The following is a 26,080-nucleotide window of genomic DNA, read 5'->3' as shown; positions in this document are numbered from 1 at the left end:
CCTCTGTGAGGTCAGTATGTCGTCCCACCGCGAAGCCCCCGAGATCTCCAAGGACCCGGTGGCGGACAGCACCGACGTCTACGCCTTCGTCAGCCCCGACGCCTGCGACACCGTCACGCTGATCGCCAACTACATCCCGCTGCAGGGACCGGCCGGCGGACCGAACTTCTACGAGTTCGGCGAGGACGTCCTCTACGCCATCCACATCGACAACGACGGCGACGGCCGGGCGGACGTCAGCTACGAGCTCCGCTTCAGGGTGGAGGTCCGCAACCCGGACTCCTTCCTCTACAACACCGGGCCGATCACCTCGCTGGACTCGCCCAACTGGAACCGCCGCCAGAGCTACAGCATCACCAGGGTCGAGGCGAGCGGCCGGCGCAGCGAGCTCGCGAAGGACCTGGCCTGCCCGCCGTGCAACATCGGCCCGCTGTCCACGCCCGACTACACCTCGCTGGCGAACGCGGCGGTGCACCAGCTGGACGGCGGCCGCACGGTCTTCGCCGGACAGCGCGCCGAGGGCTTCTACGTCGACCTCGGCTCGATCTTCGACCTGGGCACCCTGCGGCCGTTCCAGCAGCTGCACGTCATGCCGGCCTTCACCAACCCGGCCCCCGGCGTCAACACCACCAAGGCGCTCAACGTCCACAGCATCGCGCTGCAGGTCCCGATCACCGACCTGGTCAAAGACCACCGCCGCCCCACCGACGTGATGGACCCGCACGCCACCATCGGCGTCTGGACCACCGCCAGCCGCCACCAGGCCCGGATCATCAACCCGGAGGGCAAGGACATCGAGTCCGGCCCCTTCGTCCAGGTCTCCCGGCTGGGCAACCCGCTGTTCAACGAGGTCATCGTGCCGATGGGCAAGAAGGACCTCTGGAACGCCCAGCCCCCGTCCGACGACAAGAACTTCGCCCAGTACGTGGCCCAGCCGGAGCTGGCGAAGCTGCTGCCGGTGCTCTACCCCGGCGTCTTCCCGAACCTGGCGGCCTACACCAAGGACCGCGCCGACCTGCTGGCCATCCTGCTGACCGGCATCCCCACCGGCGTGGTGCCCGGCTTCCAGAACTTCACCGGCACCACCGAGGCCGACATGCTGCGGCTCAACGTGGCCGTGCCGCCCAGCACCAGCCCCAACATTCTGGGCCTGGTGGCCGGCGACGCGGCCGGCTTCCCGAACGGCCGCCGGGTCTTCGACGACGTGGTGACCATCGAGCTGCGGGCCATCGCGGGCCTGGTCCTGAACCTGGTCGACCCGTCCTTCACGCCGGACGGCGCCGCGAGCGCGATCACCGACGGCCTCACCCCGGCCGACCTCAAGAACCCCTACCTGAACGCCTTCCCCTACCTCGGCGTCCCGTACGACGGCTACAGCAACCCGTCGAGCTGATGGAGACCTCCATGCACACCCACGCACCACTGCCGCCGCCCTCCTGGGAGGGCAGCGTCGTCCTGGACATCGGCGGGGACCACGGCGCGGTGATCATCCACACCGGCCCCGCGCAGGACGGCCTGGAGATCGAGGTCGGCCCGGTCGACCCTCCCCTCCAGCGCACCCACGCCGCGGTCCGGCCGCGCCACCTGGGCGAGCGGACCGTCTACTGCGCGGTGATCAGCCCGCTGCCGGCCGGCGAGTACATCGTCTGGCGCGACCCGGTCACCGAGGCGGGCCGGCTGACCGTCCACGGGGGCGCGGTGAGCGAGCACCACTGGGAGTGACTAGTGCCGCGTCAGGCAACCTTCGCCCCGTCGCGACGCCCGGCACGCACTCTCGCCGCACCGGCCGAAAGCCCAAGTACGTCCAGTACGAGGACTTCCGGCCGGCACGCCGATAGCACGCACCGGACCCCGCTCCTTGACGGGCAAAAGTTACCTGACGCGGCACTAGTCGGCCGGCAGCTCGGTGTGCACGGCGAAGCCGCAGTCCGCGGTGGGGCCCGCGCTGAGCGAGCCGCCGAGCAACTGGGCCCGCTCGCGCAGGCCGACCAGCCCGTGCCCGCCTCCCGGCAGCGGCGCGGGCTGGCCGGCTGTCCGGGCGGGCGCGGGCCCGTTGTGGACGTCCACCAGCAGCCGGCTGCCGCGGGAGGTGACCCGGACCCGGACCGCCGAGCCCGGCGCGTGCTTGCTGATGTTGGTCAGCGCCTCCTGCACCGTCCGGTAGGCCGCCCGCTGGACGGCCTCCGGCCAGTTCCGATCGCCGGGCCGCAGCTCGGCGTCGGCGGCCAGCCCGCTCTCGCCGATCAGCCGGGGCAGGTCGGCCAGTCGCGGTTGGGGCCCGAGCGGCACGCTCCCCGGCCGCAGGTCGGTGCCACCGGCCGCGCGCAGCACCCCGACCATCTGCCGCAGCTCCTCCAGGGTGCGCACCGACAGCTCGCGGATGGTGGCGGCGGTCCGCTCGGCGGACGGATCGGTGGTGGACACCTGAAGGCCGCCGGCCTGCACGCTGATCAGGCTCACCTGGTGCGAGACCACGTCGTGCATCTCGCGGGCCAGCCGGGCGCGTTCGGTGGCCAGCACCCGCTCGGCCAGCAGCCGGGCCTCGCGCTCCTGGCCGCGGGTCAGCTCCTCCAGCCGCGCGGTCAGCTCGCGCCGGGTGCGGGCCAGCAGGCCGAGCGCGACCGGGGCGATGCCGAGCAGCAGCGACTGGATCATGGCCAGCCCGTTGGACTGGTTGAGTGCCAACGGGTCGATGGACGAGTTCTGCTCGGAGACCGACCAGGTGAAGTAGTCGGCCAGCGCGAAGGCGGTGGCGCAGAGCACCGTCACCGGCAGCCGGCGCCGGGTGGCGGCCACCGAGTAGACGGCGGTCATCGGCGCGAGCCAGCTCTCGGTGAAGAAGGTCCCGGGCAGCGCGAGCAGCACCGAGACCACCGGCCACCGGGTGCGCAGCAGCAGGCCGAGCACGGCGACGCCGTTCAGGGCGTTCTTCCACCAGACGGTGTCCCGGTCCAGCAGCCAGGTCTCCAGCAGCGCCAGCAGGACGGGCAGCAGCAGCGCCACCCACGGTCTGCTCAGCCAGCCCGGCAGCGTGCGGTCCCCGGTGGTTCTCGGCGCGGTCACTGCTGCTTCGGCGTCCGGACCAGCGCGGCCCGGTGCGCGATCACCGCGGCCTGCACCCGGTTGGCCGCGCCCAGCTTGCCGAGGATCGCGCTGATGTGGTCCTTGACCGTGCCGGTGCCCAGGAACAGCCGGTCGGCGATCTCGGCGTTGGCCAGGCCCTCGCCGAGCAGCGCCAGCACGTCCAGTTCGCGGCCGGTCAGCGAGCGGACCATGGCGAGCGCCGCCGCGTCCGGCCCGCCGCCGTCGACGTAACCGCCGATGACCGTGCGGGTCACCGCCGGGGAGAGCATGCTGCCGCCCGCGGCCAGGATCCGCACCGCGTGCACCAGCTGCTCGGGCGCGGTGTCCTTCAGCAGGAAGCCCGCCGCGCCGGCCCGCAGCGCGGTGCCGATGTACTCGTCGGTGTCGAAGGTGGTGAGCATCGAGACGGCCGGCGGGTCGGGCAGCGCCCGCAGCCTGCGCAGCACCGAGATGCCGTCCAGGTCCGGCATCCGGATGTCCAGCAGCACCACGTGGGGCTTCAGCCTGGTGACGAAGGCCTCGGCCTCGGCACCCGAGCACCCGCCGACCATCTCCAGGTCGGAGGCCGAGCCCACGATCAGCCCAAGGCCCGAGCGCACGAGCAGCTCGTCGTCCACGATCAGCACACGGATTGCTGTCACGTTCCCTCCTTCTCTCAGCAAGGACGAGCCTAGGGCGTCCGGCGGCCTCACCCCCGCCGATCGGCGGGGTGGGAATCAGCAGCCCGGTTCACGCGAATCTCATCCGGGGTGAGCCACGATGGAGGACGCCCCTGAGACACAAGCGGATGCGTCCCAGCCCCTGATCGTTTGGAATTGAGCTGTGTCGACCACCACGAAGCAGCCGGCCGCGGCCGTCCCGGCCGCGCCCCGGCCAGGCCTGCTCGCGCGCATGCGCCCGCGGGCCGCCGCCGGGACGGTCTGGTACCTGCGGCTCGTCGCCCTGCTCAACCTGGTGGCCGTGCTGCTGGTGCCGTTCCGCAACACGGTGCGCCACCACTCCGAGGGCGACTTCTTCACCCCGTACCTGGTGACGGCCGGCCTCGCCACCATGGTGCTGTCGCTCTTCCTGGCCGTCGCCATGCGGCGGCGCAAGCGGGCGGCCTGGATCTTCAACATGGTCCTGGGCGGGTTCACCTTCCTGATCTACCTGCTGGCGCTCTGCTGGCCGGGCGTGAACCACTTCCGCGAGCACGGCTTCAACTACTTCTCGGCGGTGCTCACCGGGCTCTTCGTGCTGGCGCTGCTGGTCGGCCGCAAGGAGTTCGTCTCCAAGGGCGACCGGTCCAACCCGATGATGGCGGTGGTCACCTTCATCGGCGGGCTGCTGGTGGGCGGGGCGATCGGCGCGCTGCTGGTCACCCTGAACAACAGCCTGCCGGGCGCCGCGATCGGCGACCGCTTCGGCTATGCGCTGGCCCGGATGATCACCATCGAGCCCTCCGAGCACGTGCAGGACGTCATCGACGTCCCGACCTGGGTGAACGCCTTCATCAACGCGATGAGCGCGGTGCTCTTCCTCCTGGTGCTCTGGGTCGCCTTCCGCAGCCCGCGGGACAAGGAGCTGCTGAACCCGGACGACGAGCAGCGGCTGCGCGAGCTGCTCGACAAGCAGGGCGAGCGCGACTCGCTCGGCTACTTCGCGCTGCGCCGCGACAAGGCGGTGATCTTCTCGCCGACCGGCAAGGCGGCGGTCACCTACCGGGTGGTCGGCGGTGTCTCACTCGCCTCGGGCGACCCGATCGGCGATCCGGAGGCCTGGCCGGGGGCGATCGACCTGTGGCTGGCCGAGGCCCGCGAGCACGCCTGGGCGCCGGCCGTGATGGGCGCCTCCGAGGAGGCCGGGGTGATCTACGCCCGGCACGGCCTGGACGCGCTGGAGCTGGGTGACGAGGCGATCGTCGAGCTGGACGAGTTCTCCCTGGAGGGCCGGGCCATGCGCGTGGTCCGGCAGGCGTACAACCGGGTGAAGCGGGCCGGCTACACGATCCGGATCCGGCGGCACGAGGACATCCCCGAGGCGGAGATGGCCGAGCTGCTGGCCAAGGCCGACCGCTGGCGGGACGGGCAGACCGAGCGCGGCTTCTCGATGGCGCTCGGCCGGCTCGGCGACCCGGGGGACGGCCGCTGCGTGATGCTGGAGTGCCATGACGCCGAGGGCGAGCTGCGGGCCGTGCTCAGCTTCGTCCCGTGGGGTGAGAAGGGCCTCTCGCTCGACCTGATGCGCCGCGACCGGGAGACCGAGAACGGCCTGATGGAGTTCATGGTGATCGAACTCCTGGAGCAGGCGAAGGAGATCCAGCTGGAACGGGTTTCGCTGAACTTCGCGATGTTCCGTTCGGTCTTCGAACGCGGTTCGCGGCTCGGAGCCGGCCCGGTGCTCCGGCTCTGGCGCGCGGTTCTCGGCTTCTTCTCGCGCTGGTGGCAGATCGAGTCGCTCTACCGGGCCAACGCCAAGTACCGGCCGATTTGGGAGCCCCGCTACCTGCTCTTCGAGAAGAGCAGCGAGATCCCGCGGATCGGCATCGCCAGCGCGCGCGCCGAGGGGTTCATCACCGCACCGAGTCTGCCCGCCCTGTTCCGTCGTCGGCATGTCCGGGTGGCCTCCGTGCCGTCGGCACCGAAACTGCCGACGGCGGAGCGCGGAGGGAAGGGGTAGTCCCTCCGCCGGGGGGCGGAGGGGGCCCATGGGGCTCGTGTGCACGAGGGAATGACGAGCCTCTCGAAACTCGCTTTATCCCTCGTAGAGATGAGCGGAAAATCAGTCTGTGGACCGAGCGAAATCGTTTTGCTCGTGTCTACGCTGGATGAGGAAGCCGACCGGGTATGTATCGGGGATCCCGGTCGGGAGACGTGTCGGGACGACGTTCCGGCAGGCGACATGGAGAGGTAGCCGTGAACCAGAGGACCCACGCGGGGGACGAGCGACGAGGGCGGGTAGCGCCGATCAGGCGGGCCGTCGTCGCCGAGTGGGGAACGCTCTTCGTGACCGTCCGGGACCAGCTGGCGCGCAAGCGTCTGGCGGCCGTCCCGCTGGCGACCCTCGCGACGTTCCTGATCCTCCTGTTCAGCGTCGTCCAGCACCTGCCGGGGGGCGAACGCCTGGTCACCCACCTCGGCGTGGTGAAGGCGGGGCTGCCGCTCGACGTCTCGCTGCTGCGCACCCCGCTCTCGCTCTACGTACCCGCCCTGGACCTGCCGGTGTGGGGGGCACTGGCGCAGGTGCTGCTGGTCTTCGGGATCGCCGAGATCGTGCTCGGCCGGCGGATGACGCTGCTCATCGCCTACGCCTGCACGCTGGCCGGCACCTTCTTCGCCAGGATCGGCGTGGCGATCGGTCCCGACCACCTGCTGGGCCTGCCCGAGAAGGTCGCCCAGTACCGGGACACCGGCCCGTCGGCGGCCGTGGTCGCGCTGGCGGTCTGCGTCGCCTGGAAGTGCCGGGCCTGGTTCACCATGGGCGCGGTGCTGGCGACCATGGTCGGCGAGGCCGTGCTGCTGCCGAACCTGGCGGGTCTGGAGCACGTGGTGGCGCTGATGACCGCGGTGCTGATCGCCGCCTCGGCCGAGGTCTTCGGCAGCTACTGGCCGCGGGTGCTGAGCGGCGTCGGCGCCGCCGCCCTCGTGACGGCGCCGGACAACCGGCGGCCGTCCGGCGCCGTGCTCTGACGCGCTGCTGGCCCGCCTACTGCCCCGCCTACTGCCCCGTCGCCGGCGTTTCGCTAGCGGCGGGGCAGCGGCAGTTCGAACCAGACGACCTTGCCGACCGCCTTGCGGGCGGTGCCCCAGCGTTCGGCGAGCTTGCTCACCAGGTTGAGGCCGCGGCCGTGCTCGTCCAGCGACTCGGCGGGCTCCAGCGACGGAAGGTTGTGGTTGTCGTCGCTGACCTCCACCAGCAGCTTGTCCACCCGGATCAGCTGGAGCTGCACGTAGTCCCTGGCCACCCGGACCGCGTTCGTGACCAGCTCGCTGACCAGCAGCTCGGTGGTGTCGCTGAGTCCGCCCAGCTGCCAGGAGGTCAGCTGGTCGCGGACCAGCTGGCGGGCCCGGCGCACCTCGGAGCGGTCGACCGCCAGCTTCCAGGTGGCCACCTCGGTCTCGGCCACGCCGTCGAAGCGGGCCACCAGCAGGGCCACGTCGTCCTTGCGGTCCTCGGTGTGCAGCCGCTCCAGGACCGTGTCGCAGGCCTCCTCGGGCGTCTGCTTGGGATCGATCAGGTTCCCGCAGAGCGCCGCCAGGCCGGCTCCTATGTCGCCGCCGCGCACCTCGACCAGGCCGTCGGTGCACATCACCAGCATCGAGCCGTCCACCACGTCGATCTTCTTGGCGACGAACGGGACGCCGCCGACCCCGATCGGCGCGCCGGCCGGGATCTCCAGCAGCTCGCCGGTGCCGTCCGGGTGCACCAGCACCGGGGGCACGTGGCCGGCGCTGGCCAGTTCGCAGGTCCGGTTGATCGGGTCGTAGACCGCGTAGAGGCAGGTGGCCAGGTGCTCGTCGCCGAGCTTCTGGGCCAGGTTGTCCAGATGGCGCAGCAGCTGGCCGGGGGGCAGGTCGAGCGCCGCCAGGGTCTGCATCGCGGTGCGGAAGCGGCCCATCGCGGCGGCCGAGTGCAGGCCGTGACCCATCACGTCGCCGACCACCAGGGCCACCCGGCTGCCGGGGAGCTGGATCGCGTCGAACCAGTCGCCGCCGACCTCGGCCCGCCGGTCGCCCGGCATGTAGCGGTGCGCGATCTGCACACCGGGGATCCGCGGCGGCCTGGTCGGGATCATCGAGCGCTGCAGGGTGGTGGCGACCTTGGCCTCGGCCCGGTGCAGCCGGGCGTTGTCCAGTGAGAGCGCGGCGCGGGCGGCGAGCTCCAGCAGGGTCGCGGCGTCGCCCTCGTCGAACGGGGCGCGGCCGGGCAGCCGCAGCAGCTTGAGGGTGCCCAGCACGGTGCCCCGGGCGGAGAGCGGCAGGACCAGCATCGAGCGGCCGCAGACCACCGGCACCAGGCTCGGGCCGCCGAGTGCGGCCGCGTAGTCGCCCGCCAGGTCCTCGGTCACCACCGCGACCAGCACCGCCTGGTTGCGCTGCAGCGCCATCCCCGGTGGGGTGGTGCGCGGCATCGCCAGCAGGGCGCCCTCCTTCAGCACGTGGTCCCAGGTGCCGGGAGCCTCGTGGAAGCTGGCCGCCACCCGGCGCAGCATGGTCTCGTCGTCCGGCTCCTCCTCGGGCAGCTCGGCGTCCGAGATCAGCCGGTCGAGCAGGTCCACGCAGGCGAAGTCGGCCACCCGCGGGACCAGTACCTCGCACAGTTCGCGCGCGGTGGTGTCCAGGTCCAGGGTGGTCCCGACCTTGCCGCCGACTTCGTTCAACAGGGCCAGCTGCTCACCGGCCTGACCGGTCGTCAGCATCGGAAGGAGCTGGTCGGCGCGCGAGGCGTGCGGGATGCGCGGACGGCTGCCGTTGGCCAGCGCGCCCATGGGCTGGTCGGGCGTCGCGGGCTGATCGTTCGTCAGGATGGCCCCCGAGGTCGGCGCGGGGCCCGGACCGGTAGGGCGTGCGCCGGGCCGGGCGGGAGGGAGGGGAGGTGCGGACGGGACCGGCAGGGCCGGCGGCGCGGCGGCTGCGGGCGGCGCGCGGAACGTGAAGGGCACGTCGTCACCGCGGGGCTCGGGCACCGTCCGCAGGCCTCGCATGCCTTCGGCCGGAGCGCGGGCCGGGGTCACCGGCCCCGGCGCCCGGGGCAGATCAAGAGGTGCGTCCGATGTGGAGTTTGGGTGGTCCGCCATGGGATTCGTGTCGCTCCCGCCTGGCCGGCCCGATGGTCGGCCTTCACCTGTGCGGCTTCAGGCATCCGTGCTGTACCGCTCGCAGCGAAGCATGTTGTGGCCCTCCAGCGAAGCACGGAGCGGCCCGTGACCGGTACCGAAACGCAGGTATTCGTCAGTATCAGTTGCGTGTCACCCAGCGTGCGCCGTTCCGCACGCCCTGTCCATGGTTTTGTTGGCCGGATCTCGTCCTTGCCACGGCCCCCGGGCGGTGGGCGCGGCCCGGGTAGGGTGGCGGAGCCCGGGACGGACAGGTGGGATCCCGGCCCGGACGAGTGGATGAGCGAGGCGACAGGTGACCGCGGAGAGCCCCGTCCGGTGGACCGACCCGGAGCGGCAGCAGCTGGAGGAACGGGTCGCCGCGACCGAGATCGCCTGGTTGACCCTTGAGGTCGACGTGGAGACGCTGCGGGTCGAGATCGACAACTTCGCGCTGATCCACCACGAGCGGCTCGGCCCGCTGTACGCCCGGCTGGACGAGCTGGAGGCGCTGGTCGCGGAGGCCGTCGCGGCCCGGACCGGCGCCGCGGAGGACGTCCGCCGCGCCGCCGAGGCCCGTCGGACGGTCGACGAGATGCCGGATCTGGACGCGCTGTTCGACAGCGTCCGGGCCGCCGAGGAGAGCCTGCACGAGACGCCGCCGCAGGCCGAGGCACCCCGCCGGGTGCGCCCCGGCAAGGACGCGCAGCGGCTCTACCGCGACCTGGCCCGGCGCGCCCACCCCGACCTCAGCACCGACCCCGCCGAGCAGCACCGGCGCTCCGCCTTCATCGCCCGGGTCAACGAGGCCTACGCGCGCGGCGCGGCCGAGGAGCTCGAAGCGCTGGCCGAGGAGTGGTCCACCGCGCCCGAGGCGGCCCCCGACGTCCAGGCGCCCGACCGGGGTGAGTGGCTGCGGCAGCGGCTGGAGTGGCTGAGCGGCAAGATCGCCGAGCTGGCCACCGAGCAGGTCCGGCTGGAGGGCACCGCGATGGGTTCGCTGCTCCGGCTCAGCCCGCAGGACCCCGACCGGCTGCTGGAGGAGCTCGCGGAGCAGCTCCTGGCCAGGGCCGCCGAGCAGCAGGCCGAGCTGGCGCGGTTGCTCGGGACGTGACGGAAACGGCATCGGTCGGCCCCGAACCGGTGGACAATAGGCCCATCCCTTCGCAGACCCAGGAGAGCCCGCCGATGTTCGCGCAGATCCCCACCACCGCGGCCGCAGCCGTCCCCGCCGAGGCCGTCCTGGTGGACGTCCGTGAGCAGGACGAGTGGGACGCCGGCCACGTCGACGGCGCCCTGCACATCCCGATCGGGGAGTTCACCGCCCGGATCGACGAGGTGCCGGACGCTCCGCTGTACGTGCTCTGCCGGGTCGGCGGGCGCTCGGCGCAGGTCGTCCAGTACCTGGTGGCCCAGGGCCGGGAGGCCTTCAACGTGGACGGCGGGATGTTCGCCTGGGAGGCCGCCGGCCGTCCGATGGTGAGCAGCTCGGGCGACGGCGCCTTCGTGCTCTGACCGACCTGCCCAACCCGCGCCCGGTGCGGCAGGATGACCGGGCGCGGCAGGTGGGCCGGCCGCACCATCGGCGCGGGGGAGCACGTGGAATGACGGACGGCGACGGTGCCGGTACCGGTGACGGCACGGGTGGCGGGGGCGGTAGTGCACCGCGGGTCTGGTCGCGGCCGGCGCTGGCCGTGCTGGTCGCGGGCGCTGTCGGGCTGGTCACCTGCACCGCGGGGTTCCTCGGTGCGCTCTTCCTGCACGTCGCGCCGCCCAACACGCTCTACCAGCGGTACCAGAAGCAGGTCGACGGCGTGGTCTACCCCGAGTTCGAGCAGAACTGGAAGCTCTTCGCGCCCGACCCGCTCCAGCAGAACGTGACGGTCGACGCCCGGGTCCGTACCGCTGCCGGCACCGGCGGGTGGATCGGCCTGACCGCGCAGGACATCGCCGCGATCCGCGGCAACCCGATCCCCAGCCACCTCGACCAGAACCTGCTGCGGCGGGCCTGGGACTTCTACGACAGCACGCACAGCAACCAGGACGACAGTGCCACCGCGCCCAACGGCGGCCTCGCCCAGGAGTACCTCAAGCGGATCGCGCTGCAGCGGATCGGCCGGGCGGCGGGCGGCGATCCGGTGACGGCGATCCAGTTCCGCTCCGGGACGCGTGAGGTGGCACCGCCGCCGTGGAGCCGGGAGAGCTGGTCGACCCAGATCCAGTACCGGGAACTCGGCTGGTGGCCGGTCACCGACCAGGACTACCGGGGGCTGCGATGAGCCAGTCGGAGACGGGCGGGGGCGCGGACGGGTTGGTGGCGGGGGCCGGGGCCGGGGCGGACGGGTTGGTGGCGGGGATTCCGCGGCAGGCGGCGCCGCCGAAGGTGGATCAGCCGGTGGATCAGCCGGTGGCCGGCTTGGTGGCCGGCCCGGTGGCCCTGGCGCGGCCGGTGCTCGGCGCGGTGCCGGTCGTCCGGCTCGCCGACCGGATCGAGGCCGCCGTGGCCGGCGGCTTCCACACCTTCACCGGGCGGGTGCTCGGCCCGTACCAGGCGGCGACGGTCCGGATCGGCTTCGCGCTCGTCTTCACGCTCCAACTGCTGCGCGAGTGGCCGCACCGGCGCGTCCTGTACGGCGACCGCTCCCCGTGGGGCCTGGACCTGGCACGGCAGTTGCTCGCCGGCAACCACGCCTTCACCGTGCTGGTCTGGTCCGACAGCCGGTGGTGGTTCGAGGCCGTCTACCTGTTCGCCGTGCTGGCCGGGATCCTGCTGATGCTCGGCTGGCGGACCAGGGCGACTTCGGTGCTCTTCATGGTGGCGGTGCTGTCGCTGCAGAACCGCAGCGTGCTGATCGGCGACGGCGGCGACAACATCGTCCACCTGATGGCGATCTACCTGGTCTTCACCCGGTGCGGAGCGGTCTGGTCGCTGGACGCCCGCAGGCGTGGGCGGGGGCCGGGGCGGGTGGGGCACGACGTCGCGGGGGTGCTCCTCTGGGCGGCGCTGGGCGGGTTGCTGGCGGCGGCACAGTTGGCCGGCCGGGTCGACTGGCTGGGCGCGACCTGGCCCTACCTGGGCTGGGGGGTGGTGTTCTGGACGCTCTGGGCCGTCGCCGGTGCCTGGTACGCCGTCAACCGCTGGTGGCCGCAAAGCGAACCGCGTGCGGTCCTGGACGCGCTGGCGACCATGCTGCACAACTGCGCGCTGCTGGTGATCGCGGTGCAGGTGGTGCTGGTGTACTCCACGGCCGGCTGGTACAAGGTGCAGGGCTCGCGCTGGCAGGACGGCACCGCGCTCTACTACCCCATGCACCTGGACTACTTCGCCCCCTGGCCATGGCTCTCCGGCGTGCTCGGGACGAGCGCGGTCCTGGTCTTCCTGCTCTCCTACGGGACGGTGCTGGTGCAGGTGGCCTTCCCCTTCACGCTGATGAACCGGCGGCTGAAGAACGTCCTGCTCGCCGTGATGATGCTGGAGCACCTGGGCATCGCGGTCGTGCTGGGCCTGCCGATCTTCTCGCTGGCGATGATCACGGCCGACGCCGTCTTCCTGCCCACAGCCGCGCTCGTCTGGTTCGCCGGGCGCGTACGAAGGACCGCGCGCTGGGGGCGCGCCCCGATGCTCCGGCTGCTCCGATGAACTGATCGAATGTTGCATCCGCACCCGTACTACCTACTTCAGGCTGGTGTCCTGCCGTCTACCTGAAAGTGGGACGCCGCGAACGAGGGCGAGATGACGATGGTGCAGTCGACCTTCCCCGGGAGTGGGCAGGCACTGCGGATCGTGATGATCGACGGGGAGCCGTGGTTCGCGACCGCGGACGTGTGCAAGGTGTTGGGGAGGGGGAACCTGAGCCAGGCGAGCCAGCTCGTGGACCCTGAGCACCGGCGGACGGTGAATACCCGTCGGATTAACCTCCCTCCGAGTGAGGTTAATGACGTTTCCGCAGGTGGAATTGGCTACCACCGAGGAAGTCCGATGATCAACCTGGTCAGCGAGGCAGGGCTGCACGTGCTGATCATGCGATCGGACAAGGCCGCTGCGAAGCCGTTCCAGGAGTGGGTCACCAGCGAGTTGCTGCCCGGCATCCGGCGTGGTGACATCGACGTCGAGCGGGAGCGGACGCGGTTGCGGGCGACCGTCGGGGAGGCGCTCGGTGAGGGTGGCGGGGGCCGGGCGGGGAGGGGGTGGTGGTGGAGATCGGGCGCCGGGTGGTGGCGCTTCGGCCGGTCGGGGAGTTCGCTGCCCTGCTGCGGGAGCTGGGCGAGGCGGGGTAGGCCGGGGGTGAGGTGCAGCGCCTACGATGTCCGGTATGCCCTGGTTGGCCGCGCTGCGTGACTCCGGACGGGCGGGGCTGCGTCTGGAGCGGGTGTACACCGAGCCGAGGCGGGCCGCGCGGGGGGCGTGCGCGGTGGCGTTGATGCTGTTTCCGACGCTGGCGATCGCCGGGCCCGCGCTGGCGACCTCGGCCGCGATGGGGGCCTTCATCGCGGGGACGGCGACCTTTCAGCGCAGCTTCCGGCCGCGCCCCTCGCTCGCGGTGGTGGCCGGGATCGGACTGGGCGTCAGCACCTTCCTCGGCTACCTCGCGGTCTCGGTGCCGGGGCTGTTCCCGGTGCTGCTGGCCCTGTGGGCGTTCGGGGCCGGTCTGGCCTGGTCGCTCGGGCAGACCGCGGGAGTGGTGGCCACCAACACGGTCACGGTGATGCTGGTCGTGGTCCAGCTGCCGGTCAGCGTGCCGACGGCGCTGGGGCACGGGGCGCTCTGCGCGCTGGGCGGCGTGGCGCAGGCGGTGATGATCACGCTCTGGCGCGGCAAACCGTGGGGGGCGCAGCGGGACGCGCTCGCGGACGCGTACGCGTCGCTGGCCGACTACGCGCGCCGGTTGCGGCACGATCCGCACGCCACCATCGATCCCGGCCCGCTGATGACCGCCCGGCACGCCGCCACGTTGACCAGCTGGCAGCAGCGCCGCCGGCCGCCGGAGCTGCGCGGGTTGCGGACGCTCGCCGAGCGGATCCGGCCCACCCTGGCGGCGGTGGCGGACCCGGCGATCGGGGCGGCGGCCGAGGGGCCCGAGCGGGACCGGGTCCGGGAGCTGCTGGCGGGGGCGGCGCAGTTGCTCGACGCGCTGGCCCGGGCGATCCGCACGGGAGATCCGGTGCAGTACCCGCAGTCCGCGCCGACCGCGCTGGTGGTGCCCGCGGGGCCGGTGCTGCGCGGCCCGGCGCTGCGGTCGGCCCGGCGGCTCACCACGCTGATGGTGCGGGCGGCGGGGACGCTCGACCGGACCGAGGAGGATTCGCTGTCCGAGCCGGTCACCGGGCCGGGCGGCGGTCTGGTGCGGCCGGGGCCGGCCCGGATGGTGCCGGTGGCGCTGCGCACCGCGCGGGCCCAGCTGCGCTCCGACTCGGTGGTGCTGCACCACGCTGTCCGGCTCTCCGGGGTGGTCACCACGGCCTATCTGCTGGCCAGGGTGGCCGGCCTCGAACACGGCTACTGGGCCGCGATGACCGCCGCGATGGTGATCCGGCCGGACTTCTCGCAGACCTACAGCCGCGGGGTCGCGCGGCTGGCCGGCACGGTGGTGGGCGTACTGCTGGCGACGCTGGTGGTGACGCTGGCGCACCCGGGGCAGTGGATCTCCTGTGCGCTGGCGGTGTTCTGCATCTTCGGCGCCTATCTGACCCTGCGCACCGGGTACGCGGTGACGACCACCTGCATCTCGGCCTACGTGGTCTTCCTGCTCGACCTGGGGCCCGGCGACCCGGTGCACACGGCGTACGAGCGGGTCCTGCTCACGCTGCTGGGCGGCACGGTCGCGCTGCTCGCCTACGCGCTGTTCCCGACCTGGGAGACCGCGCGGCTGCCCGAGCGGACCGCCGGCTGGATCGGCGCCGGCGGGCGGTACGCGGCGGCCGTGCTGACCGCGTTCGGGAGGGCCGAGGGGCGGGGCAGCGACCGGGTGCGTGAGGCGCTGCTGGACTTCCGGGAGGCCAGGGCGGAGTTCCTGCAGGCGCTGGAGCGCTCGGCCGCGGAGCCCGTCCGGCATGCGGTGCACTCGCCGCAGCTCTCCCGCAAGCAGTTGGGCAAGGTCCGCGAGGCGATGGCCTTCCTGGCCCGGGTCTCGCTGCTGATGGAGGCCCACCTGCCGGGCCAGTCGGCGGAGCCGGTGCCGGGCGCGGAGGAGTTCGGCCAGGTGCTGGCGGAGGCGACGGCGGTGGCCGGGACCGCCGTGCTCACCGGGCGGCCCGCGGACTTCCGGACCGTGCGGGCCGCCCACCAGCGCTGGGAGGAGCAACTGGAGGCCGATCCGGCGGTCGCCCGCGCCCACCGCCCGGGCGACCGGCTGGACGTGGTGCGCTCCAGCGTCCGGCTGCTGCTGCAGGCGCTGGGCGAGCTGGAGCGGGCCGTCCGGGTCAGGCCGTCAGGCGGGCGCGGGAGCTGACGGGCTGTGGGTCATCCAGTGGAAGAGGCCCATGCCCACCGAGGTGGCCAGGTTGAAGCTGGAGACCTGCGGCCGCATCGGGATCGCCAGCAGCCGGGTGGCCCGGGCGCGCAGCTCGGGGGAGACGCCGTGCCGCTCCGAGCCGAAGACGAGCAGCGCGTCGTCCGGCACGGTCACCGAGCGGATGTCCTCGCCCTCCGGGTCCAGCACGTAGAGCGGGCCGGCGGGCAGCTCGGGGGCGCTGAGCCGGGCCACCGCGGTGGCGAAGTGCAGTCCGGCGCCGGCCCGGACCACGTTGGGGTGCCAGGGGTCGATGTCGCCGGTGGTGATCACGCCGGTGGCGCCGAAGCCGGCGGCCAGCCGGACCACCGCGCCGATGTTCCCCAGGTTGCGCGGGTTGTCCAGGACGACCACGGGGGTCCGTCGGGGCAGGCCGCGCAGGGTGTCCAGGACCGCCCGCTCGCTCGGCCGGATCGCCAGCGCGGCAACGCCGGTGGGGTGCGGACGGGCCACCAGCTCGCGCAGGACCGCGGACGGCACCTCGACGGCGGCCGCCGTGACGGTCCGCGCGACGTCGTCCGCGAGGTCGGCGGCGAGCGCGGCGAGCGCGGCCCGGTCGGTGGTGAGCACCTGGCGGACCTCGCCGCCGAAGCGCAGGGTGTGCTTCAGCGCGTGGAACCCGTCGATCAGGACGGCGTCCGGCAGCGCGGCGGTCTCCCGCCACCGCCGGACCGCCTCGTCGGGGGCGTCGTGATCTGTCATCCCCCCACTCTCGCACGACGGTCCGGGCAGACCGCCGGGGCCGGTGAGCGGCTACTCCCACTCCCAGCGGATGCCGGTCTGGCCCGGGGCCTGTTCGGTGGCCAGCACGTGGGCGCTGGCCGAGGCGCCGATCCAGAGCCGCTGGCGCACCCGGTCGGTTTCCGCGCCGGGGTCGCGTTCGTAGCGCTCGCAGTGCGCGGGTACGGCCGACGGGTCGAAGTGGACCTGGAGCACGTACTCCCGGACGGGGACGGCGAAGCGGCGTCCGTAGACCGTGGTGGGTGTTCCGGGCGGGAGTTCGACCTCGTACTCGAAGACCGTGCAGTCGCCGAGCCCGAGCGGGCGGTCGAGCAGCAGTTCGGCGACCAGCAGGCCGATCTCCGGGCGGCGGCGGACCCGGCCGAGCCGGGCGTGCCGCACCGAGGAGATCTCCGGGCAGCCGGTGGTCCCCTCGTCGGCCTTGTGCACCACCAGGCAGCGCGAGACGCCGCCGGCGGTGGCCCGCACGACCTGGCGCATCCGCAGCAGGCGGCCGAACCGCTGGGCGTCCACGTAGTACGCGTCGTGGACGCTGAGGCGCTCCAACTCGCCGATGGGCGGCGCGTCGAGCTCCTCGAAGACCTGGGCGATCTGCTGCTCCTCGGGCCAGATCTCCTCCATCGGGAGGCTGCCCGGCACCACGGTGGAGACCCAGCGCCCGCGCGGGCGGGGCGGTCCGAGCAGGCTGGAGAGCGTGCCGCGGGGCAGCGTCAGCAGCTGTTCGAGCAGCTCCACGGCGAGCACCGAGGACGCCCGTTCCGGCTGGCTGCGGCCGCGACGCCAGTAACTCAGGGTGGTGACGCTCACCCTGACGCCACGTTGGGCCAGCGCGGAGCGCAGCCGGTCCAGGCTGAGGCCGCTGGCTTCGATGGCGCTGTGCAGCGTCTCGGCGAAGGTGCCGGTGGCGGGTGCCTGCTCCGGCGGCACGGCGACGTCCGTCGGGTCCGCGGCGTCGGCGGGGGCGACGGGCACGGTATCGACGGTGGTCATGGTGCCGACGGTGCCGACGGATTCAGCGGCGTGACAGACCGAGGGCAGTACAGGTCGAAGTCGAAGGGGTGCCGTACCGACCGGATCGGTCAACAGGGCCGAATGGTTCGGCTGCTGTTCGACCAACCGGAGGCGTCCGGCGCTGTACGGGTATTGCGAGCCCATGCGGATACCTTCCCCACCAGCCGAGTTCGGCGGGATTGGCCCAGTGACGGTGTCGTGGGGGCGTCACCGAGCTGGGGGAACCTTACGCACGGAGCAGAGGCTACGTCATCTACTGGTCGGTATGACAGTGGTCACGACAAATTACTTTCACCGCAGTTGCGTTGATCTCCAAGAGCACGAAACACGAATGCAACAATCCCGCCGGTATCGGGCGTTGACCCGATACCGGCGGGATTGCTAAGTGGCTGTTATAACGCGCTGAATGTGTCAGTCAGCCACCGGATAATCACGGACGGTGTCAGCTGGTGGTGACCGCGGTGTCGTCGATCACGAAGCTGGTCTGCAGCGAGGAGTCCTCGGTGCCGGTGAACTTCAGGGTGACGGTCTTGCCGGCGTAGGCCGAGAGGTCGAAGGACTTCTGGACGTAGCCGGTGGCGGCGTTCACGTTGGAGTAGGTCGCCAGCGTGGTGCCGTTGGCCGTGACACCGAGCTTGTCGTAGGCGGTGCTGCCGGTCTCGGCGGTGTCGATGTGCAGCCAGAAGCTGAACGTCGCCTTGCAGCCGGCCGGGATGGTGACACTCTGCGAGAGGGTGTCGGTGTGGGTGCTGCCGTAGCCGTCGAGGTAGGCCTTCCAGGAGCCGGAGTGCGCGGCCTCGGAGGTGCCGTTGTCGATGACGCCGGAGCTGGCGGTCCACGGGGTGGCGCTGCCGGTCTCGAAGCCGGCGTTGCCGAGCAGCTGGGCCGGGGTGCAGCCGGTGGAGCCGCCGCCGGCGACGGTGAAGGTGAAGGTGGTGCTGCCGGTGGCGCCGGTGGCGTCCTTGGCGGTGACCGTGACGGTCGAGGTGCCCGCGGTGGTCGGGGTGCCGGTGATCAGGCCGGTGGAGCTGATCGACAGGCCGGCCGGCAGGCCGGTGGCCGAGTAGCTCAGGGTCTGGCCCGAGGCCGAGTCACTGCCGCTGACCTGCAGGCTGACGGCGGTGCCGACGGTGCCGTTCTGGTTGCCGGGGGCGCTGACGGTGACGGTGTTGCCGCCGCCGGTGGAACCGCCGCCCAGCAGCGCGGTGGTCAGCGCGTCGCCGACCGGGGTGCCCCAGCCGGTGACCTGGTCGTAGCCGGTCTTGGTGCTGAAGTCCTGGTTGGCGCCGGACTTGACGTCGTGGAACGTGGTGCCGTAGCTGGAGCTGTTGGCGACCGCGTAGAGCGCCGGGTTGGCCTGGCCCAGGTTGGCCTTCGAGGCGGCCGCGGCCTTCTGGTTGAAGAGCGCGGTGAAGCCGGACCAGAGCGGGGCGGCGGCGCTGGTGCCACCGTAGACCTGCCAGCCGGGGCTGCTGGTGCCCTGGGTGTAGATCGCGAAGCCGCTGTTGGGGTCGGCGTTGGAGGACACGTCGGGGACGGTCCGCATGGAGCCGGTGATGCCCGTGCCGGTCTGCCAGCTGGGCTTGGAGAAGACGGTGGAGACGCCGCCGCCGGCGGTGCTCCAGGCGCTCTCCGAGGAGTAGGTGTTGCCCGAGAGCTGCAGGTTGGTGCCGCCGACGCTGGTCACGTAGGTGTCCGAGCCGGGGAAGTCCACCGACTTGACGCCGGAGCCGCTGGTGGAGCGGGTGCAGTCGCGCGAGCCGTCGTCACCGGAGGCCGAGTAGACCGAGATGCCCTGGGCAGCGGCCTGCTTGAAGGAGTTGTCGACCGCGGTCATCGAGGACTGCGTGGTGTCGGGCTCGCAACCGCCCCAGGAGATGGAGATGACCGAGACCTGGTTGTCCGCCACGATCTTGGCGGCCATGTCGATCTCGCCCTGGTCGCTGTTCGGGGCCTCGTAGACCAGCTGGGTGGCCTTGGGGGCCACGCCGCGCACGATCTCGCTGTCCAGCTCGACCTCGCCCTGGCCCTGGCCGGGGGCGCTGTCGTAGCTCTGGCCGTCGACCGGGACGGTGGTGACCGCCGGGCCGGTGAGGCCGAACTGGTTCTGGTAGGTCGTCAGGTTCGAGGCGGTGTAGCCGTCGAACTCCCAGAGCGCCACCTTCACGCCGGTGCCGTCGGCGCCGACCTTGTTCAGGTTGTAGGCGCCGTTGTACTGCGCGGGGCCGTAGCCGCTCGGGGTGGCCATCGGGGCCGAGGCGTTCGGCTTGGCCAGCTGCGGGGTGCGCACGGTCTTGTTGTTCAGACCGGAGACGCCCTCGACGATCGTCGCGACGTCCGCCGGGAGGGAGGCGGCGTTGTCGTTGGCGTAGAACTGCTTGGCGCTGGAGGCGTCGTAGTACGCGCTCTCGTGGGTGCCGAAGGCCTGGGCGATCTGCGCCGTGGTGCCCTTGGCGTCGATCACCTGGCGGTTGGCGCTGACCGTGGCGGTCAGGCCCTGCGACTTGAGGTACGCCGTGACGTGGTCCACGTCGGCCTGGGTCGGGCCGTAGCGGGCGTTGAACTCGGCCGGGGTCAGGTAGTGGCCGTACTCGTTCGAGCCCGGGGTGCTGACCGCGGTGAGGAAGCGGTTCAGGTCGGCGGTGTTGCGCAGCTTGAGGCTGACCGCCACCGACAGCTGCTGGGCGGCGGGAACGTCGCCCTGCTTCTGCGAGTTGGCCACCGCGGGGGTCACGGTGTTGGGGAGCGATATCCTCGGAGTCACCGTGTTGGGAGTCGCTGCTTGCGCGGCGGTGACTCCCATGGAGGCCACGGTCAGGGGCAGCAGGGCGATGGCCGCTGCGAGGGCGAGAGGGCGGGGACGCACGGGCTCCTCCTCTGGCCGGCGTGCATGTGCCGGCAGGGGCTAAGCGTTCCGGGGTCGAAAACGCTTGGATGAACATCCCAGAAATTCGCTGGGAGTTGTCCCAAGAGCAGGTAATTGGTTCCTAAATAACAGTCAAGTGTTAAATGCCGGGATCTGAACTGAATGGAGAGTTTTCCATACAGTGAATAGAATTCGGCCGGGTCCGGACCGCAGATGGTGTGCGGTGCGAACCCGGCCGGAAAACGGATTGACCAGACGTCAGTCCTTGTGGTGGACCGGGCATCCGGGGGTGGGGAAGGTGCCGAGGTCGGCCAGTCGGAAGCCGTTCGGATAACCCTTGATCTCGGGGTTCTGCCGCGCGTAGTGCGGGTGGCGCCGAGGTGGCAGCAGGCGGACGGCCCGGGCGCGCAGGCGCAGCGCGCCGTGCACCAGGGTGCGGGTGAGCGGGGCCGGCGACGGGTAGCGGAAGGCGCGCAGCAGCGGCTCGTCGAGCAACGCCAGGCTGGCGGCGCGCACCGCGCCGGCCAGCGGGCGCGGATACCAGGAGGACATCAGGTCGAGGGTGGCGTCGGAGACCTGCCGGGCGCCGGCGTCCCAGCCGAAGTGCGCCGCCTCGTAGGAGTCCAGGAACTCCTCGAACTCCTGGTAGCTCGAGGGGAGTTCCTTGATTCCCAGGTGGCGCCCCAGGGCGTGGTAGTAGGCCGCGGTGGCGCGCACTTCGTGGTCGGAGAGCCGGCGCCAGCCGTAGCGGTCGATCCACCGCTTGGGGACCACCACGAAGGTGCAGAGCACGTAGCGCATGTCGTCGTTGCTGATGTCGTAGCGCTGGTGCATCTGGTTGACCCGGCGGATCGCGGTCCGGCCGTCCTCGGTGTCGAAGCCGTGCTCCACCACGGCGCCGAGCAGCAGCGAGGTGTCGTCGTACCGCTTCTGGCAACGGTCCGTCAGCTCGGCCGTCGTGGCGAGGAGGCGGCCGATGCTGGGGACGGCGTAGGTGCGGTAGAGCGCCAGTTCCAGCGCCCGGGTGTGGTCCCAGGGGAACTCGTAGGTGGCGGTGAGCCGGTAGATCTCCAGGTGGTCGCGCTCGGGGTCGAGTTGCTGGATCTGCCGCAGCCGGTCGTAGCGCTTCATCGAACCATCGTTCCACAGGGTCCGACGGAGCGTCAGTCCACCGACGGGCGGCCCAGCCAGTGGACCAGCGCGGTGCGCAGTTCGGCCCGGCTCGGGTCCGCGGCGGCCCAGGCGGCGTAGCCGTCCGGGCGGACCAGCAGCACGGTGGAGCGGAGCTTACCGTGCGGGTCGGCGGGGGCGGCGTGCACCAGCCGGTCCGCCCACGGCTCGGTGACGGCGGCCTCCAGCCCGCTGAACGGCGCTCCGGGGGCCCGCTCGTCGGTGGTCACCAGGACGAACTTGCCCTCGCGCAGGGCCTCGTAGAGCCGGGCCGGGCGGCCCGGACGGTCCGAGGCCAGCCGCAGGTCGGGCATCCGGTGGCCGGCCAGCGGGTGGGCGCCGGGGCCGGCCGGGTAGCTGATGCCGATGCCGGAGATCGTCCGGGCTCCGCGCGAGACCAGCGGGCCGAGCTGGTCGGACAGGGAGGTGAGCGCCGAGCGCACCGCCCGGGTCGCCGCGCTGCGGGCCAGCGCGAGGCGGATCAGCGTGCCGGAGCTGCGCAGCACCGACTTGCCGACCGGGTGCCGCTCGTCCTGGTAGCTGTCCAGCAGGCCGTCCGGCGCCCAGCCGTGGACCACCGCCGCGAGCTTCCAGCCCAGGTTGGCGGCGTCCTGCAGGCCGGTGTTCATGCCCTGGCCGCCGGCCGGCGAGTGGCAGTGCGCGGCGTCGCCCGCCAGCAGCACCCGGCCGTCGCGGTAGCGGGCCACCTGGCGCTCGTCGCTGTGGAAGCGCGACATCCAGCGGGCGTCGTGCATGCCGTAGTCCTCGCCCAGGGTGCGGCGGGCGATGTCGGCGATCTCCGCCAGCTCGACCGGGGCGTCGTCCGGCAGCTGGCGGGTGCGGTCCCAGGCGATCACCCGGTACCAGCCGTCGCCGAACGGTGAGAGGAAACCGAAGCCGGCCTCGGTCGCCCGGACCGTCAGCACGTCCTGCGGCGCCCGCTCCAGGCGGACGTCGGCGAGCAGCACCGAGCTGATCACCGACTCGCCCGGGTACGGGATGCCCAGCAGCTCGCGGACGGTGCTGCGCACGCCGTCGGTGCCCACCACGTACGCCGCCCGGTGGGTCACCGGTCCGGCGGCGGTGCGCACCTCCAGGGTGACGCCGTCGGCGTCCTGGCGCAGGGCGGTCACCTCGTGGTCCCGCAGGAGCTCCGCGCCGGCCTTCACCGCCCGTTCCTGCAACAGCCGTTCGGTGTGTGACTGTGGGGTGATCAGCACGAACGGGAAGCGCGAGGGCAGTCGGCTGAAGTCGACGGTGAGCTTGCTGAACAGCCGCATCGAGGAGAGCGTGGAGCCGGTCGCCAGCAGCTCGTCCGCCAGGCCCCGGGCGTCCAGCTGCTCCAGGGTGCGGGCGTGCACGGTGAAGGCGCGGGTCAGGTTGGACTCCGTGCCGCGCCGCTCCAGCACGGTCACCCGGACGCCGGCGGCGGCCAGGTCGCCGGCGAGCAGCAGGCCGGTCGGCCCCGCGCCGACGACGATCACCTCGGACTCCCGGACGGCGTCGGCCGCCTCGCCTGCTGCCACGCCTGCTGCCTCGGTGACTGCCTCGGCGACTGCCGCCGTGGTGGCCTCGGTGCTGGCCGGCTGGTCGGAGTCGGTCGGCTGGTCGGTCATGGCCATCTCCCGGTGATCGGACGACGCTCTCAGGGCGCGGAAGGCTTCTCCGTCCCCCTTCAGCTTCCCATCATCGCGGGCCCGTTCGGCGCTGTGAATCTCCTTGCACGGCAGAGTCCGCACCAGGGCCTGTCCGGCTGGGCGTGCGGGGACGGGAGCGGCCCGGCCGACGGTGCTGACACGTCGGCCGGGCCGCTGCTCGGGGTGGTGCGCCCGGGCTCAGGCCGGGCGGCGGACCTGCACCACGCGGAACCGGTTGGCGACGAACGCGGCATCCGTGTAGGCGGAGTTGGCGGCCGGGTTGGCGCCGGTGCCGTGCAGGTCGGAGAAGGCGGCGGTCTGGTTCGGGAAGACCCCGCCGGTCAGGTTGAGCGAGAGCGAGACGCCGGTGTCCAGGCAGGCCTGCACCAGCTGCGACTCCACCTCGGGCGAGGTGGTGTAGCCGGTCGCGGTCATCGCGCCCTGCTCGGTGACCGTGCGGCGCAGCAGGTCCACCGCGTCGCCGGCGGAGTCCACCGCGACGGCGAAGAAGACCGGGCCGAAGCACTCGCTGAGGAAGACCGCCCGGTCGTCCGGCTTGTGCGCCTCGACCTTGATCAGCGCGGGCGTCCTGATGGTCGCGCCGGGGAACTCCGCCGACTCCACCACCCGGGGGGCCAGGGCCAGTTCGCCGTACTCGCCACTCGCCGCGGCGGCGCTGCGCTGCAGCACGGCCGGGTTGACGACGGCGCCCAGGATCTGCGCGGCGCGGGCGTCGTCCGAGAGCAGGCCCTCGATGGCGCCGGCCAGGTCGGCCACCACCTCGTCGTAGGTCTTGGTGCCCTGGTCGGTCTCGATGCCGGTGCGCGGGATCAGCAGGTTCTGCGGGGTGGTGCACATCTGGCCGGAGTAGAGCGAGAGCGCGAAGGAGAGGTTGCCCAGCATGCCCTTGTAGTCGTCGGTGGAGTCGACGACCACGGTGTTGACGCCGGCCTTCTCCGTGTAGACCAGCGCCTGACGGGCGTTCTGCTCCAGCCAGTCACCGAACTCGGTGGAGCCGGTGTAGTCGACGATCCTGACGTCCGGGTGCAGCGCCAGCGTCTTGGCGATGCCCTCGCGCTCGCGCTCGGCGGCCAGGGTGACCACGTTCGGGTCGAAGCCGGCCTCGGTGAGCACCTCGCGGGCGATCCGCACGGTCAGCGCGAGCGGCAGCACGGCGCGCGGGTGCGGCTTGACCACGACCGGGTTGCCGGTGGCGAGTGAGGCGAACAGGCCGGGGAAGCCGTTCCAGGTGGGGAAGGTGTTGCAGCCGACCACCAGCGCGAGGCCGCGCGGGACGACGACGAACTCCTTGCCGAGGCGCAGCGGGTCGCGCTTGCCCTGCGGCTTGGTCCAGCTCGCCTGCGACGGCAGCTTGGTCTGCTCGGCGAAGGCGTAGGCCACCGCTTCGAGACCGCGGTCCTGGGCGTGCGGGCCGCCGGCCTGGAAGGCCATCCCGTAGGCCTGGCCGGTGGTGTGCATGACCGCCTGGCCGAACTCGTGCGAGCGGGCGTTGATCCGGGCCAGGATCTCCAGGCAGACCGCGGCGCGCGCGGCCGCTCCGGCGGCGCCCCAGAGCGGAGCGGCGGTGCGGATGGCGGGCAGCAGGGCGTCCAGGTCGACGCGCGGGTAGGCGATGTCCAGCTCGATGCCGTACGGCGAGACCTCGGTGCCGACCAGGTCGCCCGCGTCGGGCTGGCCGGGCAGCGCGAAGGTGGTGCCGAGCAGCGAGTCGAAGGCCGCCTTGCCCTCGGCGGCGCCGTCCTCCCCGTAGGCCTTGGGGAACTCGGGGTAGGGCGACCAGTAGTCCCGTTCGGCGAGTGCGGTCAACGCCCTTGCCAGGGTCGCCTGGTGGCGCTCGATCAGTTCGCTGACGAAGGGGTGTTCCGCTGCGGCCATGCTGCGCTCCTCAGTGCGGGAGGACGGGGGCTGACGTTCCCCAGCGTAACCGAACGATCGGTCGGCTCAACAGACCCTGTTTCGCGCGCCCGCAGGCCGGGAGCACCTCGGGTGATCGGCGGCCGGGGCCGCCGGGGATACTCGGAGCATGGCCGGCTCTCCCATCACCCGCACCACCTACACCGTCGACTCGCTGCTCGCCGTGACCGTGGAGGTCTTCAACACGCGCGGCTACGACGGAACCTCGATGGAGGACCTCTCCCGGGCGGCCGGGATCTCGAAGTCCTCCATCTACCACCACGTGCGCGGCAAGGAGGAACTGCTGCGGCTCGCGGTCGGCCGGGCCCTGGACGGCCTGTTCGCCATCCTGGACGAGCCGCCGGCCGTCCAGGGGCGCCCGGTGGAGCGGCTGGAGCACGTCGTGCGGCGGACCACCGAGGTGCTCCTCGCCGAGCTGCCGTACGTGACGCTGCTGCTGCGGGTGCGCGGCAACACCGAGGCCGAGATCTGGGCGCTGGAACGCCGCCGCGACTTCGACCACCGGGTCGCCGACCTGGTACGGGCGGCGGTCGCCGAGGGCGAGCTGCGCGCGGACGTGGAGCCGCGGCTGGCCACCCGGCTGCTCTTCGGCATGATCAACTCGATCGTCGAGTGGTACCGCCCCGGCGCCGGCCCCGAGGCCGTGGACGGGATCCCGGACGCCGTCGTCCGGCTGGCCTTCGCGGGGCTGCTGGCCTAGGCCGGGGGGACCTGGTCGGTCTCCTCGAAGACCAGCAGGGTCTGGGTGGCCAGGACCTGGGGGATGCTCTGGATGCTGCCCAGGACGAGTTCGCGCAGGGCCCGGTTGTCGGGGGTGTGGACCAGCATCAGGACGTCGAACTCGCCGCCGACCAGGGCGATGTGGGCGACGCCGGGGAGTTCGAGGAGCTGGTCGCGGACCGTGCGCCAGGAGTTCTGGACGATCTTGAGGGTGACGTAGGCCGAGGCGCCCTGGCCGGCCCGCTCGTGGTCCACGCGGGCGGTGAAGCCCCGGATCACGCCGTCCTCCATCATCCGGGCGATCCGGGCGTAGGCGTTGGCGCGCGAGACGTGCACGCGTTCGGCCACTGAGCGTATCGAGGCGCGGCCGTCCTGCTGGAGCAGGCGCAGGATGGAGTGGTCCACCCGGTCGAGGCCGCGTTCGACCGGCGGTGGGGCGGGTGCGGGTGCCCGGCTGCCGGCGGGTGGTCGGCCGGACAGGCTGGTACCTGGCACGGAGTGCCCGTTGCCTGGCACTGGGTGTCCTGTTCCCGGCCCGACCATTTGTTCAGCGTCCATGTCCCCCGGCTCTCCTGCTGTGGACGTGCTGCCTTCAGTCGACTGCTCCGGCGGC

General features: G+C 72.2%; 21 protein-coding genes. 11 read left to right on the top strand and 10 right to left on the bottom strand.

Annotation, left to right across the window (positions count from 1 at the left end; translation table 11 throughout):
* Positions 1–16: 16 nt before the first annotated feature.
* Positions 17–1,393, top strand: a complete 1,377-nt coding sequence (locus tag BS80_RS20080; RefSeq protein ID WP_035799291.1) for a DUF4331 domain-containing protein — start codon at positions 17–19, stop codon at positions 1,391–1,393.
* Between the two features lie 11 nt (positions 1,394–1,404).
* Positions 1,405–1,722, top strand: coding sequence for a hypothetical protein (locus tag BS80_RS20075; RefSeq protein WP_035799290.1), 318 nt, complete (start codon positions 1,405–1,407; stop codon positions 1,720–1,722).
* A gap of 165 nt (positions 1,723–1,887) precedes the next feature.
* On the opposite strand, the gene BS80_RS20070 is transcribed toward BS80_RS20075, so the two are convergent.
* Entirely contained in the window at positions 1,888–3,063 is a 1,176-nt protein-coding gene (locus tag BS80_RS20070) for a sensor histidine kinase (RefSeq protein ID WP_051966821.1), read from the bottom strand.
* Positions 3,060–3,725 carry a response regulator gene (locus tag BS80_RS20065; protein WP_063772017.1) on the bottom strand — a complete coding sequence of 222 codons (666 nt, stop codon included), beginning with the start codon at positions 3,723–3,725 and terminating at the stop codon, positions 3,060–3,062. Before BS80_RS20065 ends, BS80_RS20070 begins: the two co-directional genes overlap by 4 nt.
* 250 nt (positions 3,726–3,975) lie before the next feature.
* On the opposite strand from BS80_RS20065, the gene BS80_RS20060 reads away from it, so the two are divergent.
* Both BS80_RS20060 and BS80_RS40905 read left to right on the top strand, forming a co-directional pair.
* Positions 3,976–5,742 carry a phosphatidylglycerol lysyltransferase domain-containing protein gene (locus BS80_RS20060; protein WP_051967155.1) on the top strand — a complete coding sequence of 589 codons (1,767 nt, stop codon included), beginning with the start codon at positions 3,976–3,978 and terminating at the stop codon, positions 5,740–5,742.
* Between the two features lie 236 nt (positions 5,743–5,978).
* Positions 5,979–6,752 carry a hypothetical protein gene (locus tag BS80_RS40905; RefSeq protein WP_051966820.1) on the top strand — a complete coding sequence of 258 codons (774 nt, stop codon included), beginning with the start codon at positions 5,979–5,981 and terminating at the stop codon, positions 6,750–6,752.
* 53 nt (positions 6,753–6,805) lie between these two features.
* Here the strand turns inward: BS80_RS40905 and BS80_RS20050 are convergent, their stop codons facing one another.
* Positions 6,806–8,725 (bottom strand): ATP-binding SpoIIE family protein phosphatase, encoded by a 1,920-nt coding sequence (locus BS80_RS20050; RefSeq protein WP_232246539.1) that lies wholly within the window; start codon positions 8,723–8,725, stop codon positions 6,806–6,808.
* Between the two features lie 469 nt (positions 8,726–9,194).
* Between BS80_RS20050 and BS80_RS20045 the strand changes: the two genes are divergently transcribed.
* From BS80_RS20045 to BS80_RS20020, 6 genes are all read left to right on the top strand, one after another.
* Positions 9,195–9,992, top strand: a complete 798-nt coding sequence (locus tag BS80_RS20045; protein WP_051966819.1) for a J domain-containing protein — start codon at positions 9,195–9,197, stop codon at positions 9,990–9,992.
* A 74-nt stretch (positions 9,993–10,066) separates the two neighbouring features.
* A complete protein-coding gene (locus BS80_RS20040; protein ID WP_035799289.1) occupies positions 10,067–10,393 on the top strand; it encodes a rhodanese-like domain-containing protein in 327 nt (108 codons plus the stop codon).
* 89 nt (positions 10,394–10,482) lie between these two features.
* Positions 10,483–11,157 (top strand): DUF5819 family protein, encoded by a 675-nt coding sequence (locus BS80_RS20035; protein WP_051966818.1) that lies wholly within the window; start codon positions 10,483–10,485, stop codon positions 11,155–11,157.
* Positions 11,154–12,518, top strand: coding sequence for an HTTM domain-containing protein (locus BS80_RS20030; protein ID WP_051966817.1), 1,365 nt, complete (start codon positions 11,154–11,156; stop codon positions 12,516–12,518). Before BS80_RS20035 ends, BS80_RS20030 begins: the two co-directional genes overlap by 4 nt.
* A 93-nt stretch (positions 12,519–12,611) precedes the next feature.
* Positions 12,612–13,217 (top strand): BRO-N domain-containing protein, encoded by a 606-nt coding sequence (locus BS80_RS43580; protein WP_051966816.1) that lies wholly within the window; start codon positions 12,612–12,614, stop codon positions 13,215–13,217.
* Entirely contained in the window at positions 13,192–15,327 is a 2,136-nt protein-coding gene (locus BS80_RS20020) for an FUSC family protein (protein WP_035799286.1), read from the top strand. Before BS80_RS43580 ends, BS80_RS20020 begins: the two co-directional genes overlap by 26 nt.
* Here the strand turns inward: BS80_RS20020 and BS80_RS20015 are convergent.
* From BS80_RS20015 to paaN, 6 genes are all read right to left on the bottom strand, one after another.
* Positions 15,307–16,089 (bottom strand): TrmH family RNA methyltransferase, encoded by a 783-nt coding sequence (locus tag BS80_RS20015; protein ID WP_035799284.1) that lies wholly within the window; start codon positions 16,087–16,089, stop codon positions 15,307–15,309. The genes BS80_RS20020 and BS80_RS20015 overlap by 21 nt on opposite strands.
* A gap of 51 nt (positions 16,090–16,140) precedes the next feature.
* Positions 16,141–17,118 carry a hypothetical protein gene (locus tag BS80_RS20010; RefSeq protein WP_051966815.1) on the bottom strand — a complete coding sequence of 326 codons (978 nt, stop codon included), beginning with the start codon at positions 17,116–17,118 and terminating at the stop codon, positions 16,141–16,143.
* Positions 17,119–17,581: 463 nt separating this feature from the next.
* Positions 17,582–20,005 carry a protease pro-enzyme activation domain-containing protein gene (locus BS80_RS20005; RefSeq protein ID WP_083974949.1) on the bottom strand — a complete coding sequence of 808 codons (2,424 nt, stop codon included), beginning with the start codon at positions 20,003–20,005 and terminating at the stop codon, positions 17,582–17,584.
* Positions 20,006–20,263: 258 nt separating this feature from the next.
* Complete coding sequence (locus tag BS80_RS20000) at positions 20,264–21,136, bottom strand: oxygenase MpaB family protein (protein WP_035799279.1); 873 nt, start codon at positions 21,134–21,136, stop codon at positions 20,264–20,266.
* Between the two features lie 32 nt (positions 21,137–21,168).
* On the bottom strand, positions 21,169–22,791 hold the full coding sequence (locus tag BS80_RS19995; RefSeq protein WP_083974948.1) for an FAD-dependent monooxygenase: 1,623 nt from the start codon (positions 22,789–22,791) through the stop codon (positions 21,169–21,171).
* 219 nt (positions 22,792–23,010) lie between these two features.
* The gene (gene paaN, locus BS80_RS19990) at positions 23,011–24,708 is read right to left on the bottom strand and encodes a phenylacetic acid degradation protein PaaN (RefSeq protein WP_035799274.1); all 1,698 of its coding nucleotides are present in this window, start codon (positions 24,706–24,708) and stop codon (positions 23,011–23,013) included.
* 148 nt (positions 24,709–24,856) lie between these two features.
* On the opposite strand from paaN, the gene BS80_RS19985 reads away from it, so the two are divergent.
* Entirely contained in the window at positions 24,857–25,447 is a 591-nt protein-coding gene (locus tag BS80_RS19985; protein WP_035799272.1) for a TetR/AcrR family transcriptional regulator, read from the top strand.
* Here BS80_RS19985 and BS80_RS19980 read toward each other — a convergent pair.
* Positions 25,444–26,025 (bottom strand): Lrp/AsnC family transcriptional regulator, encoded by a 582-nt coding sequence (locus BS80_RS19980; protein WP_232246538.1) that lies wholly within the window; start codon positions 26,023–26,025, stop codon positions 25,444–25,446. The two genes, BS80_RS19985 and BS80_RS19980, sit on opposite strands and share 4 nt — an antisense overlap.
* Positions 26,026–26,080: the final 55 nt, after the last annotated feature.

The organism is Kitasatospora mediocidica KCTC 9733 (assembly GCF_000744225.1).
GTDB classification, from domain to species: domain Bacteria; phylum Actinomycetota; class Actinomycetes; order Streptomycetales; family Streptomycetaceae; genus Kitasatospora; species Kitasatospora mediocidica.
The sequence above is the reverse complement of the archived record's forward strand: the minus strand, read 5'-3'. Positions and strand labels throughout refer to the sequence as shown.

Coding starts and splice junctions, on each gene's coding strand:
- BS80_RS20080 (WP_035799291.1), top strand. CDS start 17: ATGTCGTCCCACCGCGAAGCCCCCGAGATCTCCAAGGACCCGGTGGCG.
- BS80_RS20075 (WP_035799290.1), top strand. CDS start 1,405: ATGCACACCCACGCACCACTGCCGCCGCCCTCCTGGGAGGGCAGCGTC.
- BS80_RS20060 (WP_051967155.1), top strand. CDS start 3,976: ATGCGCCCGCGGGCCGCCGCCGGGACGGTCTGGTACCTGCGGCTCGTC.
- BS80_RS20040 (WP_035799289.1), top strand. CDS start 10,067: ATGTTCGCGCAGATCCCCACCACCGCGGCCGCAGCCGTCCCCGCCGAG.
- BS80_RS20035 (WP_051966818.1), top strand. CDS start 10,483: ATGACGGACGGCGACGGTGCCGGTACCGGTGACGGCACGGGTGGCGGG.
- BS80_RS20030 (WP_051966817.1), top strand. CDS start 11,154: ATGAGCCAGTCGGAGACGGGCGGGGGCGCGGACGGGTTGGTGGCGGGG.
- BS80_RS43580 (WP_051966816.1), top strand. CDS start 12,612: ATGACGATGGTGCAGTCGACCTTCCCCGGGAGTGGGCAGGCACTGCGG.
- BS80_RS20020 (WP_035799286.1), top strand. CDS start 13,192: ATGCCCTGGTTGGCCGCGCTGCGTGACTCCGGACGGGCGGGGCTGCGT.
- BS80_RS20015 (WP_035799284.1), bottom strand. CDS start 16,089: ATGACAGATCACGACGCCCCCGACGAGGCGGTCCGGCGGTGGCGGGAG.
- BS80_RS20010 (WP_051966815.1), bottom strand. CDS start 17,118: ATGACCACCGTCGATACCGTGCCCGTCGCCCCCGCCGACGCCGCGGAC.
- BS80_RS20000 (WP_035799279.1), bottom strand. CDS start 21,136: ATGAAGCGCTACGACCGGCTGCGGCAGATCCAGCAACTCGACCCCGAG.
- BS80_RS19995 (WP_083974948.1), bottom strand. CDS start 22,791: ATGACCGACCAGCCGACCGACTCCGACCAGCCGGCCAGCACCGAGGCC.
- paaN (WP_035799274.1), bottom strand. CDS start 24,708: ATGGCCGCAGCGGAACACCCCTTCGTCAGCGAACTGATCGAGCGCCAC.
- BS80_RS19985 (WP_035799272.1), top strand. CDS start 24,857: ATGGCCGGCTCTCCCATCACCCGCACCACCTACACCGTCGACTCGCTG.
- BS80_RS19980 (WP_232246538.1), bottom strand. CDS start 26,025: ATGGACGCTGAACAAATGGTCGGGCCGGGAACAGGACACCCAGTGCCA.